Genomic DNA, 18,304 nt, shown 5'->3' with positions numbered 1-18,304 from the left:
GGCGGCTCATCGCGGGGGCGGGCGGTGGTCACTCCGTCGTCCGCAGGACCGGTGCCCCGCGTGTCCCCGGTACCCACTGCGGCAGCGCGTACGGCAGGGCGCCGTAATACAGGCGCGTCACCAGGAAGCCGAAGGCGAGGCACAGCAGGCCGCCCACCGCGTCCAGCCAGAAGTGGTTGGCGGTGGCGACGATGACCACGAGGGTGGCCGCCGGGTAGAGGACGCCGAGGATGCGTGCCCAGGGGGCCTTGGCCAGCGCGAAGACGGTCAGCCCGCACCACAGGGACCAGCCGATGTGCATGGACGGCATCGCGGCGTACTGGTTGGACATGTGTTTCAGGTCGCCGGAGGCCATCGAGCCCCAGGTCTGGTGGACCGTGACCGTGTCGACGAAGGTGCTGTCGGTCATCAGACGGGGTGGCGCGAGCGGGAAGAAGTAGTAGCCGACGAGAGCCACCACCGTGGTGGAGAGAAGCGCGAGACGGGCCGCCGCATAGCGGCCGGGATGACAGCGGTACAGCCAGACCAGGACACTCAGCGTCACCACGAAGTGCAGGGTCGCGTAGTAGTAGTTCATCCCGATGATCAGCCACCCGACCGAGTTCACGGCGTGGTTGACCGACTCCTCGACGGCGATGCCGAGGTGGTGCTCCATCCGCCAGATCCAGTCCGCGTTCCGGAGCGCTTCGTGTCTCTGCTCCGGCACGGCGTTGCGGATCAGTGAGTACGTCCAGTAACTCACGGCGATGAGGAGGACTTCGAACCAGAGGCGGGGGCGACGCGGGCTCCGCATACGGCGCAGGAGTCTGATCCCCGCGTTCTCCTCCGCGACGGGCTGTGGAGTGGCCTGGTCCCGGCCTTCCAGTGTCGTCACGGTCGAATCACCCATAGGCACAGAGTCTGCCAGAAAAGCCTTCCCTCACCGATGATGCTCTGGTCGGGTCCTGGCCGCATTTTCTACGCCCGCGGGAGTGCTTCGCCCCCTTTGTCATCCTTCCCGGGGGCGATATGGCGTCCTGCTCAGGGACGATTCCGGTCCCCGGGGGCGGAAGCGGTCGAACCGCGCACCACGAGCTCCGGCATGAACACGAACTCGCTGTGCGGCGCGGGCGTCCCGCCGATCTCCTCCAGCAGCGTGCGCACCGCGGCCTGGCCCATCGCCGGCACCGGCTTGCGGACCGTCGTGAGCGGCGGGTCGGTGAAGGCGATCAGCGGAGAGTCGTCGAATCCCACGACCGAGATGTCCGTGGGGACCTCCAGGCCGCGCTGGCGCGCCGCCCGTATCGCGCCGAGCGCCATCATGTCGCTGGCGCAGACGACCGCCGTGCAGCCGCGGTCCATGAGGGCGTTCGCGGCGGCCTGGCCGCCCTCCAGCGTGTACAGCGAGTGCTGGACCAGTCGCTCCTCGACGTCAGAGGGGTTCAGGTCGAACTGCTCCTGCATCGAGCGCACGAAGCCCTCGATCTTGCGCTGCACCGGCACGAACCGCTTGGGGCCGAGGGCGAGTCCGATGCTGGTGTGCCCCAGGGAGGCGAGGTGGGTGACCGCGAGGGCCATCGCGGCGCGGTCGTCCGGGGAGATGAACGGCGCCTGCACCTTGGGCGAGAAGCCGTCCACCAGGACGAAGGGGACACCGCGACCGCGCAGTTGCTCGTACCGCTGCATGTCGGCCGAGGTGTCGGCGTGAAGTCCGGAGACGAAGATGATGCCGGCGACCCCGCGGTCGACCAGCATCTCGGTCAGCTCGTCCTCGGTGGAGCCGCCCGGGGTCTGGGTCGCGAGCACGGGGGTGTAGCCCTGGCGCGTCAGGGCCTGCCCGATCACCTGCGCGAGGGCAGGGAATATCGGGTTCTCCAGCTCGGGGGTTATGAGGCCCACCAGGCCCTCACTGCGCTGCCGCAGGCGCACCGGGCGCTCGTAGCCCAGGACGTCGAGCGCGGCCAGTACGGACTGGCGCGTGGTCGCGGCGACGCCCGGCTTCCCGTTCAGGACGCGACTGACGGTCGCCTCACTGACCCCCGCCTGGGCTGCGATGTCGGCAAGCCGTGTGGTCACAGGATTGGACTGTACCGGTCGCACCTCGCCCTGCCCACCAACCAGACGCCGTGTGCGGGCGGTTGCTCGGCCCGCTCCGGGCTGCTGCGTCATCGCGCTCCCTCGTGTTCTGGTCGGCTCGGTGTCCCGTGCGTGTGCCGCGCGGAAAGGGGTGGCTCCTGCAAGGCACTGACGGCCGATGATCCCCGTGCGCGCCCCCCGTGGCAAGAGCTTGCAGAGTCTTGCACAGAGGTACGGATGTCCGCTGAGCGGCCCGGTAGCAGGGTTGCGGGACGGCTGCCACGAGGTCACGGGCCCATAACTGTCGTCAGCTCTTGCACTTTTTTGCTGCAAAACCTTTCGCGCCGCTTACAACGCTGTTACGTTCACGTCGCCCGGCGGACGCAACGGCGCAGTCGGCAAGTCGGCAAGGGGATCGGGCGGGACCGATCACCCACCTACTCGGGCTTTCACCCTCAAGGAGATCTCATGCGGCGTGGCATAGCGGCCACCGCGCTGGTGGCGTCCATCGCCCTCGCGGCGACGGCCTGCGGCGGCAGTGACAGCAGCGACGACAAGTCTGCCGGTCCCACCACCATCACCTGGTGGGACACCTCCAACGCCACCAATGAGGCGCCGACGTACAAGGCCCTGGCCAAGGAGTTCGAGAAGGCCAACCCGACCATCAAGGTCAAGTACGTCAACGTGCCCTTCGACCAGGCGCAGAACAAGTTCGACACGGCCGCCGGTGCCTCCGGCGCCCCGGACGTCCTGCGCTCCGAGGTCGGCTGGACCCCGGCCTTCGCGAAGAAGGGCTACTTCCTGCCGCTCGACGGCACCGCGGCCCTCGCGGACCAGGCGAAGTTCCAGCCCAACCTGATCGAGCAGGCGAAGTACGACGGCAAGACGTACGGTGTGCCGTTCGTCACCGACACCCTCGCGCTCGTCTACAACAAGGCGCTGTTCGAGAAGGCCGGCATCAAGGAGGCCCCGAAGACCTGGGGCGACCTGAAGACCGCCGCCGCGACGATCAAGAAGAAGACGGGCGTCGACGGCTACTGGGGCTCGACCCAGGCCTACTACGCGCAGTCCTTCCTCTACGGCGAGGGCACGAACACCGTCGACGCCACCGCGAAGAAGATCACGGTGAACTCGCCCGAGGCCAAGAAGGCCTTCGGCACCTGGCAGGGTCTGTTCTCCGGCAAGGGCCTGCACAAGGCGGACACCACCGCCGACGCGTACGCCCACATCCAGGACGCCTTCGTCAACGGCAAGGTCGCCGCGATCATCCAGGGCCCGTGGGAGATCACCAACTTCTACAAGGGCTCGGCCTTCACGGACAAGGCGAACCTCGGTATCGCCACCGTCCCGGCCGGCTCGACCGGAAAGGCTGGCGCCCCGACCGGCGGCCACAACCTCTCCGTGTACGCGGGTTCGGACAAGGCCCACCAGGAGGCCTCGCTGAAGTTCGTGAACTTCATGACCTCCGCGAAGTCGCAGTCGGAGATCGCGCTCAAGAACTCCACGCTGCCGACGCGTGACGACGCCTACACCGCCGAGGTCAAGGCCGACCCGGGCATCGCCGGCTACCAGGGCGTCCTCCCCGCCGCCCAGCCGCGCCCGGCGCTGCCCGAGTACGGCTCCCTGTGGGGCCCGCTCGACACCGAGCTGCCGAAGATCGCGGGTGGCAAGGAGTCCCTGGACAAGGGCCTGAGCAACGCCGAACTGGCGATCGCCAAGCTGGTCCCGGACTTCAGCAAGTGAGCCCGTGTGGCCGCCGGATCCTTCCCCGGCCCGACTTCCGTCGGGCCGGGGGAACCCCCACAGTGGGGAACGGACCCGGCGGCCACCGGCTGTGTGCGCCCAACTCCTGATCTTGCAGAAGGTGTCGAACCATGACAGTCGCCATCGACCGCGCGACCGGCAAGCGCCGCGGTGACCGAGCACCGCGTCCCGGCCGGATGCAGCGTCTCAAGCACTCGTACCAGAAGTACTGGTACGCGTACGCGATGATCGCCCCGGTCGTCGTCGTACTCGGCGGATTGGTGCTCTATCCCCTGGTACGGGGCCTCTATCTGACGCTGACGGACGCGAACAGCCTCAACTCGGCCCGCACGATCGGCGTCAACCACATCGACGCCACCTACAAGTTCATCGGTCTGGACAACTACAAGGACATCCTGTGGGGTCCGACGTCGTACGACCGCTTCTGGTCGCACTTCATCTGGACCATTGCCTGGACCGTCATCTGCGTCGCCCTGCACTACTGCGTCGGCCTGGGCCTCGCGCTGCTGCTCAACCAGAAGCTGCGCGGCCGTACGGTCTACCGGCTGATCCTGGTGCTGCCCTGGGCCGTGCCGACCTTCGTCACCGTGTTCGGCTGGCGCTTCATGCTCGCCGACGGCGGCATCATCAACTCCATGCTCGACGCGGTGCACCTGCCGGCGCCCGCGTGGCTGGAGGACACCTTCTGGCAGCGCTTCGCCGCCATCATGGTCAACACCTGGTGCGGTGTGCCGTTCATGATGGTCTCGCTGCTCGGCGGACTGCAGTCCATCGACGGAACGCTGTACGAGGCCGCCGAGATGGACGGCGCCAACAAGTGGCAGCAGTTCCGCTTCGTGACCCTGCCGGGCCTCAGGTCGGTCAGCTCCACCGTCGTGCTCCTCGGCATCATCTGGACCTTCAACCAGTTCGCCGTGATCTTCCTGCTCTTCGGCAGCACCGCCCCGGACGCGCAGATCCTCGTCACCTGGGCCTACTACCTCGGCTTCGGACAGCAGCCGCGTGACTTCGCTCAGTCGGCGGCCTACGGCATGCTGCTGCTGGCCATCCTGATCGTCTTCACCTCCTTCTACCGCCGCTGGCTGAACCGCAATGACCAGCAGCTCGCGATCTGAGGCGGGAGTCTCCATGAGCACCACCACACTGCAGACGCCTCCGGCCGACGAGGCCACCACGTCCGCCGAGTCGCCCCGCCCGGCGCTCCGGCGCGGCCGGCGCGGCCTCCTCGGCTCGCTGGTCTCCCACGGCATCCTGACCGTCGCGAGCCTGGTCGCGCTGTTCCCGATCGCCTGGCTGGTCTTCCTGTCCCTCGGTCCGGACCAGGACGACTACCTGCACCCCGGACGCATCTGGCACACGATGACGCTCGGCAACTACTCCTTCGTGCTCCAGCACACGAACTTCTTCCTGTGGATGAAGAGTTCGCTCATCGTGTCGCTCGGCACCACGGTCATCGGCGTGATGGTCGCGGCCACCACCGGCTACGCGGTCTCGCGCATGCGCTTCCCCGGCTACAAGAAGTTCATGTGGGTCCTGCTCGTCACCCAGATGTTCCCGATCGCCGTACTGATCGTGCCGATGTACCAGATCCTCTCGGACCTGCAGCTCATCGACAATTACTTCGGCCTGATCCTCGTCTACTGCTCGACGGCGGTGCCCTACAGCGCCTGGCTGCTCAAGGGCTACTTCGACACCATCCCGTTCGAGATCGACGAGGCCGGCCGGGTCGACGGACTCAGCCCCTTCGGCACCTTCTTCCGGCTGATCCTGCCGCTCGCCAAGCCGGGTCTCGCGGTGGCCGCGTTCTACAACTTCATCACCGCGTTCGGTGAGGTCGCCTTCGCCTCGACGTTCATGCTGGACGACTCGAAGTACACCTTCGCCGTCGGCCTCCAGAGCTTCGTCAGCGAGCACGACGCGCAGCGCAACCTGATGGCGGCCACCGCCGTGCTGGTCGCGATACCCGTCTCCGCCTTCTTCTACCTCGTGCAGAAGAACCTGGTGACCGGACTCACCGCGGGCGGCACGAAGGGCTGATCCGCGAGGACGCCCCCGAACGCCCCAGTCTCCCGCGCGCTCATCGCGCGCGGGTGGCGGCCGCGGTGCCCATCCGACCCCGCCGGTACCGCGGCCGCCTCATCCCCCCGCCCCGACGCCTTTTGCCCCGTGCTCCCGGCCTCGCGCGAGCAGGGGTCTGCCCCCACAGCCGATTTCCTCCCCATCGCCCGGCAGCGCCCGGACCCGGGGACCCTCATCGCATCAAGGACGCCATGAGCCAGCACTCCGCCGACCAGGCCCCGAACTCCGTTCTCGCCACCGTCGCCGCGCATCGCGACTGGTGGCGCGACGCGGTGATCTACCAGGTCTATCCGCGCAGCTTCGCCGACAGCAACGGCGACGGCATGGGCGACCTGGAGGGCGTACGTTCCCGACTCCCGTACCTGCGCGACCTCGGCGTGGACGCCGTGTGGCTCAGCCCCTTCTACGCCTCGCCGCAGGCCGACGCCGGCTACGACGTGGCGGACTACCGGGCCGTCGACCCCATGTTCGGCAACCTGCTGGACGCCGACGCCCTGATCCGCGACGCCCACGGTCTCGGGCTGCGGATCATCGTCGACCTCGTGCCCAACCACTCCTCCGACCAGCACGAGTGGTTCAAGCGCGCGCTGCGCGAGGGCCCCGGCTCCTCGCTGCGCGACCGCTACCACTTCCGCCCCGGCAAGGGCGAGAACGGCGAACTGCCGCCCAACGACTGGGAGTCCATCTTCGGCGGCCCGGCCTGGACCCGGGTCACCGAGCCCGACGGCACCGCCGGAGAGTGGTACCTGCACCTCTTCGCGCCCGAGCAGCCCGACTTCAACTGGGAACACCCGGCCGTGGGCGACGAGTTCCGCTCGATCCTGCGGTTCTGGCTGGACATGGGCGTCGACGGCTTCCGCATCGACGTCGCGCACGGCATGGTCAAGGCGGAGGGCCTGCCGGACCTCGGCGGCCACGACCAGCTCAAACTGCTGGGCAACGATGTCATGCCGTTCTTCGACCAGGACGGCGTGCACGACATCTACCGCCAGTGGCGCACGATCCTCGACGAGTACTCCGGCGAGCGCATCTTCGTCGCCGAGGCGTGGACGCCCACCGTCGAGCGCACCGCGAACTACGTGCGCCCCGACGAGCTGCACCAGGCCTTCAACTTCCAGTACCTGGGCTCCCACTGGGAGGCCGAGGAGCTGCGCGCGGTGATCGACCGCACGCTCGACGCGATGCGTCCCGTCGGCGCGCCCTCCACCTGGGTGCTGTCCAACCACGACGTGACCCGGCACGCCACCCGCTTCGCCAACGAGGCCGGCCTCGGCACCCAGATCCGCACCGCGGGCGACCGCGAGCTCGGTCTGCGCCGGGCCCGCGCGGCGAGCCTGCTGATGCTGGCGCTGCCCGGCTCCGCCTACGTGTACCAGGGCGAGGAGCTCGGCCTGCCCGACGTCGTCGACCTGCCGGACGAGGCGCGCCAGGACCCGGCCTTCTTCCGGGGTGCCGGACAGGACGGCTTCCGCGACGGCTGCCGGGTGCCGATCCCGTGGACCCGCACCGGCTCGTCGTACGGCTTCGGTGACGGCGGAAGCTGGCTGCCGCAGCCGGCCGAGTGGGCCGAGCTGAGTGTCGAGGCGCAGAGCGGTGTCGCGGGTTCCACCCTGGAGCTGTACCGCGACGCGCTGGCCGTGCGGCGGGAGCGCGCCGACCTCGGCGCGGGCGACACCGTCACGTGGCTGACCGCCCCGGAGGGCGTACTCGCCTTCCGGCGCGGTGACTTCGTGTGCACCGCGAACACCGGGTCCGAGGCCGTGACCGTCCCCGCGTACGGCCGGGTGCTCGTCGCCAGCGGCGAGGTGACCGTCTCGCAGGACGACCAGGCGAAGCTGCCCGCCGACACCACCGTCTGGTGGGCCGTCTGACCCACGCGTGACCTGACCCACGCGTGATCCGACCCGCGCGGAAGCGGTGCTCCGGTCCTGACCACCGGAGCACCGCTTTCGCGCGGGTCTTCTTCCTTTCCCCGGCCGTTACCGCCAGGTGTCGCTCACGGAGTACCCGGCGCCCGAGCCCGTCGTGTAGGCACGATCGCTCCCGGACTCCCAGGTCACGGCGCCCGAGGCGTCCTTCTTGATGTACTTGTACGTGAACGAGGTCGACTTCGGCAGGATCGCGAGCCGGCCCCAGTACGGGTACGACGCCGAGGACAGCGGGATCGCGTCGGCCGTGTTCCAGGAACCGAGCGCGGGGATCGAACCGACGACGTACACGCTGGTGCCGGAGACGGTGGTCGCGGTCACGCCGAAGGTCAGGTCCGTCGCGTCGGCGTCGGCCACGTTCCAGGAGTTCTGGGCCGTCACGGCCGCGGTGCCGGTGGTCAGGGTCCGGTTGGCGTTGGACTCCCAGGTGACGTTCCCCGAGGCGTCCTTCTTGATGTACTTGTACGCGATCGCGCTGTTCGCCGGTACCGCGACGTCCGTCTTCCAGACCGGGTAGCCGGACGAGGACAGCTTCACCGCGTTCGCCGTGTTCCAGCCGCCGAGCGCGCTGGCCGAACCGACCACGTACACGTTCGTGCCGGAGGTGGTCGAGGCGTACTCGCCGAACGTGGCGGTGACCGTGCCCGGATCGGTGCCGCCGCCACCGCAGTCGACGGTGCAGACATAGTCCGGGTCGTAGAAGGCGACGGCGCCCTTGGCGGGCACGGTCAGGGAGGCCGTGCCGCCGGTGACCGTGACCGAGGTGGCGCCGCCGTCGATGACGTTCGGGTAGGTGCCGTCCGCGAGACCGGTCGTCCAGGTGTGGGTGTTGGCGCCCGAGCTGTTGTTGATGGCGACGAAACCGGCGCTGCCCCGGCCGAAGCCGATCACGTTGGACGCGGGGGACTGCCAGTCGGCGACGGCGTGTCCGGCCGCCGCGTTGTGCCAGCCGATCATGCCGGAGACCGCGGTGTCACGGTCGAGGCAGTACCAGCCGGAGGCGCAGTCCGTGTCGGTGACGAAACCGCCGCCCGAGTTCGGCGGGGCCTGGTCGCTCTGGCTGAACGTCCAGCCCGCGTACACCGAGGGCCGGCCGTAACCGCGGGCGAGCTGGTAGACGTTGGCGAGCACGGCGGTCGCGCCGTCCTTGTAGCTCAGCGAGTAGCCGTTGCGCTCGGTGTCGTGGTTGGTGACCATGGTGGTGGAGTTCGCCTCGGCGACGAGCCCCCAACTGCTGCCGAAGCTCGACAGGTTGGCGATGTCTCCCTGGAACTGCGCCTTGATCTGGGAGGCGAAGGCGAAGTCGAGGACGTCGCCGCTGCCGTAGTACTCGTCGATCGAGGGCGGGGTGCCGGGATAGACCTCCTGGGTGATGTACGGCGCCGAGCCCGAGGTCGTGGTGTGCAGTCCGGCGACGATGGCGTTCATGTCGGCGGCCTCGATGTGCTTGGCCGCGTCGACCCGGAAGCCGTCGACGCCCAGGTCGATCTGCGCGTTGAGGAAACCGGTGATCTTCGCGCGGACGTTGCTCTCGGCGGTGTCCAGGTCGGGCATGCCGAGCAGTTCGCAGTGCTGGACCTGGTAGCGGTTGGTCCAGTCGGTGATCGTCGTCGTGCAGTCGTCGCTGTCGGCCGGGTCGTAGTCCGGGGTGTCGTACTTGTTGGAGACGACCGTGCCGTTGTACCCGGTGCCGGTCTGGCCGGCGGTGTGGTTGATCACCGCGTCGGTGTAGACCTTGATGCCGGCCGCGTGACACGTGTCGACCATGGCCCTGAAGCCGGCCGCCGTGCCGAAACGGCTGTTCAGGTTGTACGAGTAGGGCTGGTAGACGTCCCACCAGTAGTAGCTCGACTGCCTCAACGACTCGGCGGGCGGCGCCACTTGGACCGCCCCGTAGCCGGCCGGGTCGAGCACGTTCGTACACTCGGACGCGACCGACTTCCAGTTCCACTCCCATAGGTTGGCGATCACGTCGCCGTTGGGGACACCGGTGTCCGTCGCTGCTGCTGCCTGCTGGGCCGGCAGTGCGGCCAGCCCGCCGAGCGTCAGCGCGACGGTCGCCAGCAGCCGGGAAACCCTTCTTCGCCGTAAGACCATCGGGGATGCGGCTCCTCTCCGGATCGGTCAGCACGGCCGCGGGGCGCGGAAGCTGACCCGTGTGGAGCGTGGGACCGCCCAAGGGAGCGCGTCAATAAGGAAGTTGAAAGTTCTTTCGACATCTTGCTGAAACATGATTGCAAGCGGTACGTTCCGATCCCCCCACCCGCACGACGTAGTGCAGGAGTACACACACATGGCACGGAAGAAGCTCGCGGCCTCGTTCGCCCTCGTGGCGGGCCTGGCGGTCACGGTGGCCGTTCCCCCCGGTACGGCGGCGGCCTCGCCGCCCGGCACCAAGGACGTCACCGCCGTCATGTTCGAGTGGAAATTCGACTCGGTCGCCAAGGAATGCACCAACACGCTGGGCCCCGCCGGATACGGCTACGTCCAGGTGTCCCCGCCCGCCGAGCACATACAGGGCTCGCAGTGGTGGACCTCGTACCAGCCCGTCAGCTACAGGATCGCCGGACGGCTCGGCGACGCCACCGCCTTCAAGAACATGGTCAGCACCTGTCACGCGGCCGGTGTGAAGGTCGTGGCGGACACGGTGATCAACCACATGGCGGCCGGTTCCGGCACCGGCACGGGAGGCTCTTCGTACACGAAGTACAACTACCCGGGCCTCTACTCGTCCGCCGACATGGACGACTGCACCTCCACCATCAGCGACTACACCAACCGCGCCAACGTCCAGAACTGCGAACTCGTCGGCCTCGCCGACCTGGACACCGGCGAGTCCTACGTCCGGTCGGCCATCGCCGGCTACATGAACACCCTGCTCGGCTACGGCGTGGACGGCTTCCGGATCGACGCGGCCAAGCACATGCCGGCCGCCGACCTCGCCAACATCAAGTCACGGCTGAGCAATCCGTCCGTCTACTGGAAGCAGGAGGCCATCTACGGCGCCGGCGAGGCCGTGCAGCCCACCGAGTACACCGGCAACGGCGACGTCCAGGAGTTCCGCTACGCCTACGACCTCAAGCGGGTCTTCAACAACGAGAACCTCGCCTACCTGAAGAACTACGGCGAGGGCTGGGGCTACATGAGCAGCTCGGTCGCGGCCGTCTTCGTCGACAACCACGACACCGAGCGCAACGGCTCAACGCTCAACTACAAGGACGGGGCGAACTACACCCTCGCCAACGTCTTCATGCTCGCCTACCCCTACGGCGCCCCCGACATCAACTCCGGCTACGAGTGGTCGGACGCGGACGCCGGACCGCCCAACGGCGGTACGGTCAACGCCTGCTGGCAGGACGGCTGGAAGTGTCAGCACGCCTGGCCGGAGATCAAGTCGATGGTCGCCTTCCGCAACGCCACCCGGGGACAAGCGCTTTCCAACTGGTGGGACAACGGCAACGACGCGATCGCTTTCGGCCGGGGCGGCAAGGGCTTCGTGGCCATCAACCACGAGACCTCCTCGCTGAGCCGGACGTACAGCACCTCCCTGGCCGCGGGAACGTACTGCAACGTCCAGAACAACACGAGCATCACCGTGAACAGTTCGGGCCAGTTCACGGCGACGCTGGGCGCCAACACGGCCCTCGCGATCTACGCGGGCAAGTCCAGCTGCTGAAAAGCCTTTCCGCATGTTGCAAGACTCTTGCTGTAAACCTTGCGTGAGCGATACGGTCACGCGGGCGTTCGGCATCGTGGCCGAAACGCTGCGCGGGGTCGGACCCGAGTACGCCGTAATCGCTAGGAGTTCACGACTGTGGACCTGATACCGAGAGGGCCGGCGAGCCGCACCAGCCGCCCCAGGCTGCGTGCAGCCGTCCTCGCAGCCGCACTGGCCGTATCGCTTGCGCAACCCCTTGTGGCGAGGGCCCAGACCCCGCCCGCACCGCCGTCGGACGCGAAGCTCGCCGCCGAGCCGACACGGCACGACTCCACCCGTGACCAGTTCTACTTCGTGATGCCGGACCGCTTCGCCAACGGCGACACGTCCAACGACAAGGGCGGACTGACCGGTTCGAGGCTCTCGACCGGGTACGACCCCACCGACAAGGGCTTCTACCAGGGCGGCGACCTCAAGGGTCTGACCAAGCGGCTCGACTACATCAAGGGCCTCGGCACCACCGCCATCTGGATGGCGCCGATCTTCAAGAACCAGCCCGTCCAGGGCACCGGCAAGGACGCCTCGGCCGGCTACCACGGCTACTGGATCACCGACTTCACCAAGGTCGACCCGCACTTCGGCACCAACAAGGACCTGGAGACACTGATCTCCAAGGCCCACGCCAAGGGCATGAAGGTCTTCTTCGACGTCATCACCAACCACACGGCCGATGTCGTCGACTACAAGGAACAGTCCTACAACTACCTCTCCAAGGGCGCCTTCCCGTACCTGACCAAGGACGGCAAGCCCTTCGACGACGCGGACTACGCGGCCGGCACCAAGGGGTTCCCGTCGGTGGACGCCGACTCCTTCCCCCGCACGCCGACGGTTCCCGCCGCGAAGAAGAACGCCAAGGTCCCGTCGTGGCTCAACGACACGACCATGTACACCAACCGCGGTGACTCCACCTACGCCGGCGAGTCCACCACCTACGGCGACTTCTCCGGCCTCGACGACCTGTGGACCGAGCGTCCCGAGGTCGTCAGCGGCATGGAGAAGATCTACGAGAAGTGGGTCGAGGACTTCGGGATCGACGGCTTCCGGATCGACACCGTCAAGCACGTGAACATGGAGTTCTGGACGCAGTGGGCGACCGCCCTCGACGCGTACGCCGCCCGGCACGGGCGCAAGAACTTCTTCATGTTCGGCGAGGTCTACTCCGCCGACACGTCGATCACCTCGCCGTACGTGACCCAGGGCCGCCTCGACGCCACGCTCGACTTCCCGTTCCAGGACGCGGCCCGCTCCTACGCCTCGCAGGGCGGCAGCGCGCAGAAGCTCTCGTCCCTGTTCGCGGACGACTACAAGTACACGACCGACAAGGCCAACGCGTACGAGCAGGTCACCTTCCTCGGCAACCACGACATGGGCCGCATCGGCTACTTCCTGGACCAGGACAACCCGAAGGCGACCGACGCCGAGCTGCTGAAGAAGGACAAGCTCGCCAACGAGCTGATGTTCCTCAGCCGCGGCAACCCCGTCGTCTACTACGGCGACGAACAGGGCTTCACCGGCTCCGGCGGCGACAAGGACGCCCGGCAGACGATGTTCGCCTCCAAGATCGGCGACTACCTCGACGACGACGAGATCGGCACCGACCGCACCCACGCGAGCGACGCCTACGACACGGGTGCCCCGCTCTACAAGACGATCAGCGCACTCTCCAAGCTGCGCAAGGACAACCCGGCCCTCGCCGACGGGGTCCAGACGGAGCGGTACGCCGCGGACGGCGCCGGCGTCTACGCCTTCTCCCGCACGGACGCGAAGAGCGGCACCGAGTACGTCGTCGCCGTGAACAACGCGGACGAGGCCAAGTCGGCCACCTTCGCGACCGGCTCGGCGAACACGGACTTCCGGGCCGTGTACGGAACCTCGGCCTCGGCCAGGAGCGACGGGGACAAGAAGGTCACCGTCACCGTCCCGGCCGGTTCCTCCGTCGTCCTCAAGGCCGCGGGCCGGCCCGCCGCCCCCGCCTCCAAGCCCGCGCTGACGCTGAAGGCCCCCGCCGCGGGCGCCACCGGCACCGTCGACCTGTCGGCGGACGTCACCGGCGGACAGCTCGACCGGGTCGTCTTCGCCGCCCAGGTGGGCGACGGCACATGGCGCACCCTCGGCACCGCCGACCACGCCCCGTACAAGGTCACCCAGGCCATCGGCGAGGACGTACCGGCCGGAACCGCCCTGCGCTACAAGGCCGTCGTCGTCGACCGGTCCGGACGCACCGCGAGCGCGACGGCCGAGTCCACCACCGGCGCCGCGCCCGCCCCGGAGACCCCGGCGGCCTCCTCGCGCGACTACGCGGTCGTCCACTACAAGCGCACCGACGGCGACTACACCGACTGGCGCCTGTACGCCTGGGGCGACATCGCCGACGGTGAGGGCACGACCTGGCCCGCCGGACACGACTTCGTCGGCCGCGACGCCTACGGTGCCTTCGCCTACGTGAAGCTGAAGCCCGGAGCCTCCAGCGTGGGCTTCCTGGTCATCGACAAGGACGGCAACAAGGACGTCGCGAGCGACCGCACGATCGACGTCACCAAGACCGGTGAGGTCTGGGTCGAACAGGGCAAGGACACCGTCCTCACCGAACAGCCCGACCCGCCCGCCCAGGACAGGACCAAGGCGGTCGTCCACTACCACCGCGCCGACGGAGACTACGCCGGCTGGGGCCTGCACACCTGGACCGGGGCCGCGACGCCCACGGACTGGACGAAGCCCCTGGAGCCGGTGCGGACCGACGCCTACGGCGCCGTCTTCGAGGTGCCGCTCGCCGAGGGCGCGACCAGCCTCAGCTACATCCTGCACAAGGGCGACGACAAGGACCTGCCCACCGACCAGTCGCTGGACCTCACGGCGAACGGCCACGAGGTGTGGCTGCTGAACGGCCAGGAGAAGTACCTGCTGCCGCAGCCCAAGGGCAGCGCGGCCGCACTCGACCTGACCACGTCCAAGGCGATCTGGATCGACCGCTACACGGTCGCCTGGAACGGCTCCGACGCCGCGGTGTCCACCCAGCTCCTCTCCTCCCACGACGGCTCGATCGCCGTCAAGGACGGCGGGCTGACCAGCGACGACGAGCGCTGGCTGCGGCTGGAGAAGACCACCCTCACCGACGCCCAGAAGGCCAAGTACCCGCACCTGAAGGCGTACACCGCCTGGTCCGTCGACCCGCGCGACCGCGACCGGGTGCGCTCCGCGCTCGGCGGCCAGCTCGTCGCCTCGCAGCGGGCCGCGAACGGTGCCGTGCTCGCGGCCACCGGCGTGCAGATCGCCGGCGCCCTCGACGACCTGTACCCCGCGACGAAGGCGCACCTCGGGCCGGTCTTCCACAGCGGTGTCCCCACCCTCTCGGTGTGGGCCCCGACCGCCCAGTCGGTGAGCCTCGACCTCGGCGGCTCCACCGTCGCCATGAAGCGCGACGGCGCCACCGGCGTCTGGTCCGTCACCGGAAAGAAGTCCTGGACGGGCAAGCCCTACCGCTACGTCGTGACGGTGTGGGCGCCGACCGTCCGCAAGATCGTCACCAACAAGGTGACCGACCCGTACTCGGTGGCCCTGACGGCGGACTCGGAGCGCAGCCTGGTCGTCGACCTGGACGCCGGGTCCCTCGCCCCCTCGGGCTGGTCCTCGCTCAAGAAGCCCAAGGCCGTACCGCTGAAGGACGCGCAGATCCAGGAACTGCACGTCCGTGACTTCTCGGTGGCGGACAAGACCGTCCCCGCGAAGGACCAGGGCACCTACCTCGCCTTCACCGACAAGAACAGCGACGGCTCCAAGCACCTCAAGGCGCTGGCGAAGTCCGGCACCTCGTACGTGCACCTGCTGCCCGCGTTCGACATCGCCACCATCCCCGAGAAGAAGGCGGACCGGCAGAGCACCGACTGCGACCTGCCCTCCTACGCCGCCGACTCCGAGAAGCAGCAGGAGTGCGTGGCGAAGACCGCCGCCAAGGACGCCTACAACTGGGGCTACGACCCGTACCACTACACGGTCCCCGAGGGCTCCTACGCCACCGACCCGAACGGCACCGGCCGCACGGTCGAGTTCCGCAAGATGGTCAAGTCGCTCAACGAGGACGGCCTCAGGGTCGTCATGGACGTGGTCTACAACCACACCGCCGCGAGCGGCCAGGCCGACACCAGCGTCCTCGACAAGGTCGTCCCCGGCTACTACCAGCGGCTCCTCGCCGACGGCAGCGTCGCCAACTCCACCTGCTGCTCCAACACGGCGACCGAGAACGCCATGATGGGCAAGCTGGTGGTCGACTCGATCGTCACCTGGGCCAAGGAGTACAAGGTCGACGGCTTCCGCTTCGACCTCATGGGCCACCAGCCCAAGGCCAACATCCTCGCGGTCAGGAAGGCCCTCGACGGGCTGACCCTCGCGAAGGACGGCGTCGACGGCAAGAAGATCATCCTGTACGGCGAGGGATGGAACTTCGGTGAGGTCGCCGACGACGCCCGGTTCGTCCAGGCCACCCAGAAGAACATGGCGGGGACGGGCATCGCGACCTTCTCCGACCGCGCCCGTGACGCCGTCCGCGGCGGCAGCCCCTTCGACTCCGACCCCGGCGTCCAGGGCTTCGGCTCGGGCCTGTACACCGACCCCAACTCCTCCACCGGCAACGGCACCCCGGCCGAGCAGAAGGCCCGCCTGCTGCACTACCAGGACCTCATCAAGGTCGGCCTGACCGGCAACCTGGCGGCGTACCGCTTCACCGACACCGACGGCAAGGAGGTCAAGGGCTCCGAGATCGACTACAACGGCCAGCCCGCCGGCTACGCGGCGGCCCCCGGCGACGCGCTCGCCTACGCCGACGCGCACGACAACGAGTCGCTGTACGACGCGCTGACGTACAAGCTGCCCGCGTCGACCAGTGCCGCCGACCGGGCCCGGATGCAGGTCCTGTCCATGGCGACGGCCACCCTCTCGCAGGGTCCGTCCCTCTCCCAGGCCGGCTCCGACCTGCTGCGCTCCAAGTCGCTGGACCGCAACTCCTTCGACAGCGGTGACTGGTTCAACGCCATCCACTGGAACTGCCAGGACGGCAACGGATTCGGGCGCGGGCTGCCGATGGCCGCGGACAACACCACGAAGTGGCCGTTCGCCAAGCCGCTGCTGACCTCCGTCACGGTGGGCTGCGAGCAGATCGACGGCGCCTCGGCCGCCTTCCAGGACCTCCAGCGGATCCGTACGGGCGAGAAGGTCTTCTCGCTCTCCACGGCCGCCCAGGTGCAGTCGCAGCTCTCCTTCCCGCTGTCGGGCAAGGACGAGACCCCCGGAGTGATCACCGCGCGCCTCGGCGACCTCGTGATCGTCTTCAACGCGACCCCGGAGAAGCAGAAGCAGACCGTCGGCTCGCTGGCCGGTTCGGCGTACGCGCTGCACCCGGTGCAGGCGAAGGGCGCGGACTCGGTCGTCAAGACCTCGTCCTACGTGAAGGACACGGGCTCCTTCACGGTCCCGGCCCGCACGGTGGCGGTGTTCACCCGGACTCCGTGACAGCGACCTGACCGACGGGGGCGGCCCCGGACACCCTGAGCATGACGGGGGTCCGGGGCCGCCCCCGTCGTCGTGCCGGGTGCTGCGGCTAGGGTGATCGGGACCTTTCAGGGAACAGGAGCGCCCATGCCGCAGATCACCGTCGAGACCTCCCCGGCCCTCGACCACGTCGACTGGAGTGCGTTCGCGCTCGCGTTGCACCCCGTGATCGTCGAGATCGCGGCCGCGCGGCTGGAGGCGTGCAAATTGCGCACCCTGCGGACCGAGGACGAGATCGTGGGAGACGTGGTGGCCACGGGCACGGGAGGTCCCGCCATCGTCCATGTCGGCATCGCTCTGCTGGCCGGCCGCAGCGACGAGACCAAGGCCGAGCTGACCGAGGCCACGCTGGAGCTGCTGCGGGAGCACATCGAGCCCACGGACGGGGTCACTCTGCACGTGTCCGTCGAGGTGCGCGATCTCGACCCGTCGTACCGGAAGTTCGAGGCGTAGGAGCGGGGTCACGCCTCAGGGGTCACGCCTCTGGCGGCGAGGCGAGCGCGAGCAGCCGGACGACGAGGTCGGTGAACGGCCCGTCGCCCGGTTCGCCCTTGAGCCCCGTGCGCAGCAGCGCGGCGACCTCCGGGTCGTAGGCGGCGCTGACCGCCGCCAGGGCCGCGAAGTCGTGCACGAGCTGCACCTCCAGCTCGCCGCGCGGAATCCGTCGTCCGTCCAGCCAGATCAGCGCGGTCGACTCGACGAGCGAGATCCAGGAACGGATCACCAGCTCCAGCCGGGCGGGCGGTTCCTCGACGTCCAGATGCGACAGGATCTGGAGGTAGGCCGCCTGCCGTACGGAGTCGATCAGCGCGTTGGTGGTCGACGAGCCGACGGCCGGGCCGCCCCGCATCAACGCGGCGAAGCCGGGCCCGTGGTCGTCCACGAAGTCGAAGAAGCGGCGCATCACCCGCAGCAGCCGCGTGCCCAGCGGACCCTCGCGGGACTCCACGAACCGGCCCGCGAGATCGTCCGCGGCACGCTGCAACGCCGCTTCGTACAGGCTGAGTTTGCCCGGGAAGTAGTGGTACACCAACGGCCGTGAGATGCCCGCGGCCGAGGCTATCTCGTCGATGGAGACCTCGTCGGGCGAGCGTCGGCTGAACAGTTCGAGGGCGACGCCGATCAACTGCTGCCGTCGCTCCTCGACACCCATCCTGCGGCGTACCCCGATTGTCATGTGGACACTTTACCGATCGCGTCCGGACCTGATCGGGCCGGT

At 68.5% G+C, this 18,304-nt stretch carries 11 protein-coding genes; 7 read left to right on the top strand and 4 right to left on the bottom strand.

Going from position 1 to position 18,304, the window contains the following annotated elements:
- Positions 1–28: 28 nt before the first annotated feature.
- Together ACIQ7M_RS13350 and ACIQ7M_RS13345 are read right to left on the bottom strand one after the other, a co-directional pair.
- Positions 29–889 carry a phosphatase PAP2 family protein gene (locus ACIQ7M_RS13350; protein ID WP_403643175.1) on the bottom strand — a complete coding sequence of 287 codons (861 nt, stop codon included), beginning with the start codon at positions 887–889 and terminating at the stop codon, positions 29–31.
- Between the two features lie 131 nt (positions 890–1,020).
- Entirely contained in the window at positions 1,021–2,055 is a 1,035-nt protein-coding gene (locus ACIQ7M_RS13345) for a LacI family DNA-binding transcriptional regulator (RefSeq protein WP_355768857.1), read from the bottom strand.
- Positions 2,056–2,523: 468 nt separating this feature from the next.
- Here ACIQ7M_RS13345 and ACIQ7M_RS13340 point away from each other — a divergent pair, with 468 nt between their 5' ends.
- The 4 genes from ACIQ7M_RS13340 (at position 2,524) to ACIQ7M_RS13325 (ending at position 7,769) form a co-directional block, all read left to right on the top strand.
- Complete coding sequence (locus tag ACIQ7M_RS13340) at positions 2,524–3,798, top strand: extracellular solute-binding protein (RefSeq protein WP_355768854.1); 1,275 nt, start codon at positions 2,524–2,526, stop codon at positions 3,796–3,798.
- A 131-nt stretch (positions 3,799–3,929) separates the two neighbouring features.
- On the top strand, positions 3,930–4,934 hold the full coding sequence (locus tag ACIQ7M_RS13335; RefSeq protein ID WP_355768852.1) for a sugar ABC transporter permease: 1,005 nt from the start codon (positions 3,930–3,932) through the stop codon (positions 4,932–4,934).
- 13 nt (positions 4,935–4,947) lie between these two features.
- Positions 4,948–5,856 (top strand): sugar ABC transporter permease, encoded by a 909-nt coding sequence (locus ACIQ7M_RS13330; protein ID WP_403643170.1) that lies wholly within the window; start codon positions 4,948–4,950, stop codon positions 5,854–5,856.
- A gap of 233 nt (positions 5,857–6,089) precedes the next feature.
- The gene (locus ACIQ7M_RS13325; RefSeq protein ID WP_355768846.1) at positions 6,090–7,769 is read left to right on the top strand and encodes a glycoside hydrolase family 13 protein; all 1,680 of its coding nucleotides are present in this window, start codon (positions 6,090–6,092) and stop codon (positions 7,767–7,769) included.
- 108 nt (positions 7,770–7,877) lie between these two features.
- On the opposite strand, the gene ACIQ7M_RS13320 is transcribed toward ACIQ7M_RS13325, so the two are convergent.
- Entirely contained in the window at positions 7,878–9,923 is a 2,046-nt protein-coding gene (locus tag ACIQ7M_RS13320; RefSeq protein ID WP_403643167.1) for a carbohydrate-binding module family 20 domain-containing protein, read from the bottom strand.
- 196 nt (positions 9,924–10,119) lie between these two features.
- Between ACIQ7M_RS13320 and ACIQ7M_RS13315 the strand changes: the two genes are divergently transcribed.
- The 3 genes from ACIQ7M_RS13315 (at position 10,120) to ACIQ7M_RS13305 (ending at position 17,538) form a co-directional block, all read left to right on the top strand.
- Positions 10,120–11,502 carry an alpha-amylase family protein gene (locus ACIQ7M_RS13315; RefSeq protein WP_386981579.1) on the top strand — a complete coding sequence of 461 codons (1,383 nt, stop codon included), beginning with the start codon at positions 10,120–10,122 and terminating at the stop codon, positions 11,500–11,502.
- Between the two features lie 144 nt (positions 11,503–11,646).
- Positions 11,647–17,046, top strand: coding sequence for a pullulanase-type alpha-1,6-glucosidase (gene pulA, locus ACIQ7M_RS13310; RefSeq protein WP_403643541.1), 5,400 nt, complete (start codon positions 11,647–11,649; stop codon positions 17,044–17,046).
- A gap of 126 nt (positions 17,047–17,172) precedes the next feature.
- The gene (locus ACIQ7M_RS13305) at positions 17,173–17,538 is read left to right on the top strand and encodes an isomerase (protein ID WP_355766686.1); all 366 of its coding nucleotides are present in this window, start codon (positions 17,173–17,175) and stop codon (positions 17,536–17,538) included.
- A gap of 22 nt (positions 17,539–17,560) precedes the next feature.
- Here ACIQ7M_RS13305 and ACIQ7M_RS13300 read toward each other — a convergent pair whose 3' ends face one another.
- A complete protein-coding gene (locus ACIQ7M_RS13300) occupies positions 17,561–18,262 on the bottom strand; it encodes a TetR/AcrR family transcriptional regulator (protein ID WP_355766683.1) in 702 nt (233 codons plus the stop codon).
- Positions 18,263–18,304 lie beyond the last annotated feature (42 nt).

The organism is Streptomyces sp. NPDC096324, assembly GCF_044763015.1.
Classification (GTDB): Bacteria; Actinomycetota; Actinomycetes; order Streptomycetales; family Streptomycetaceae; genus Streptomyces.
This window is presented reverse-complemented; position numbering and strand designations above follow the sequence as displayed.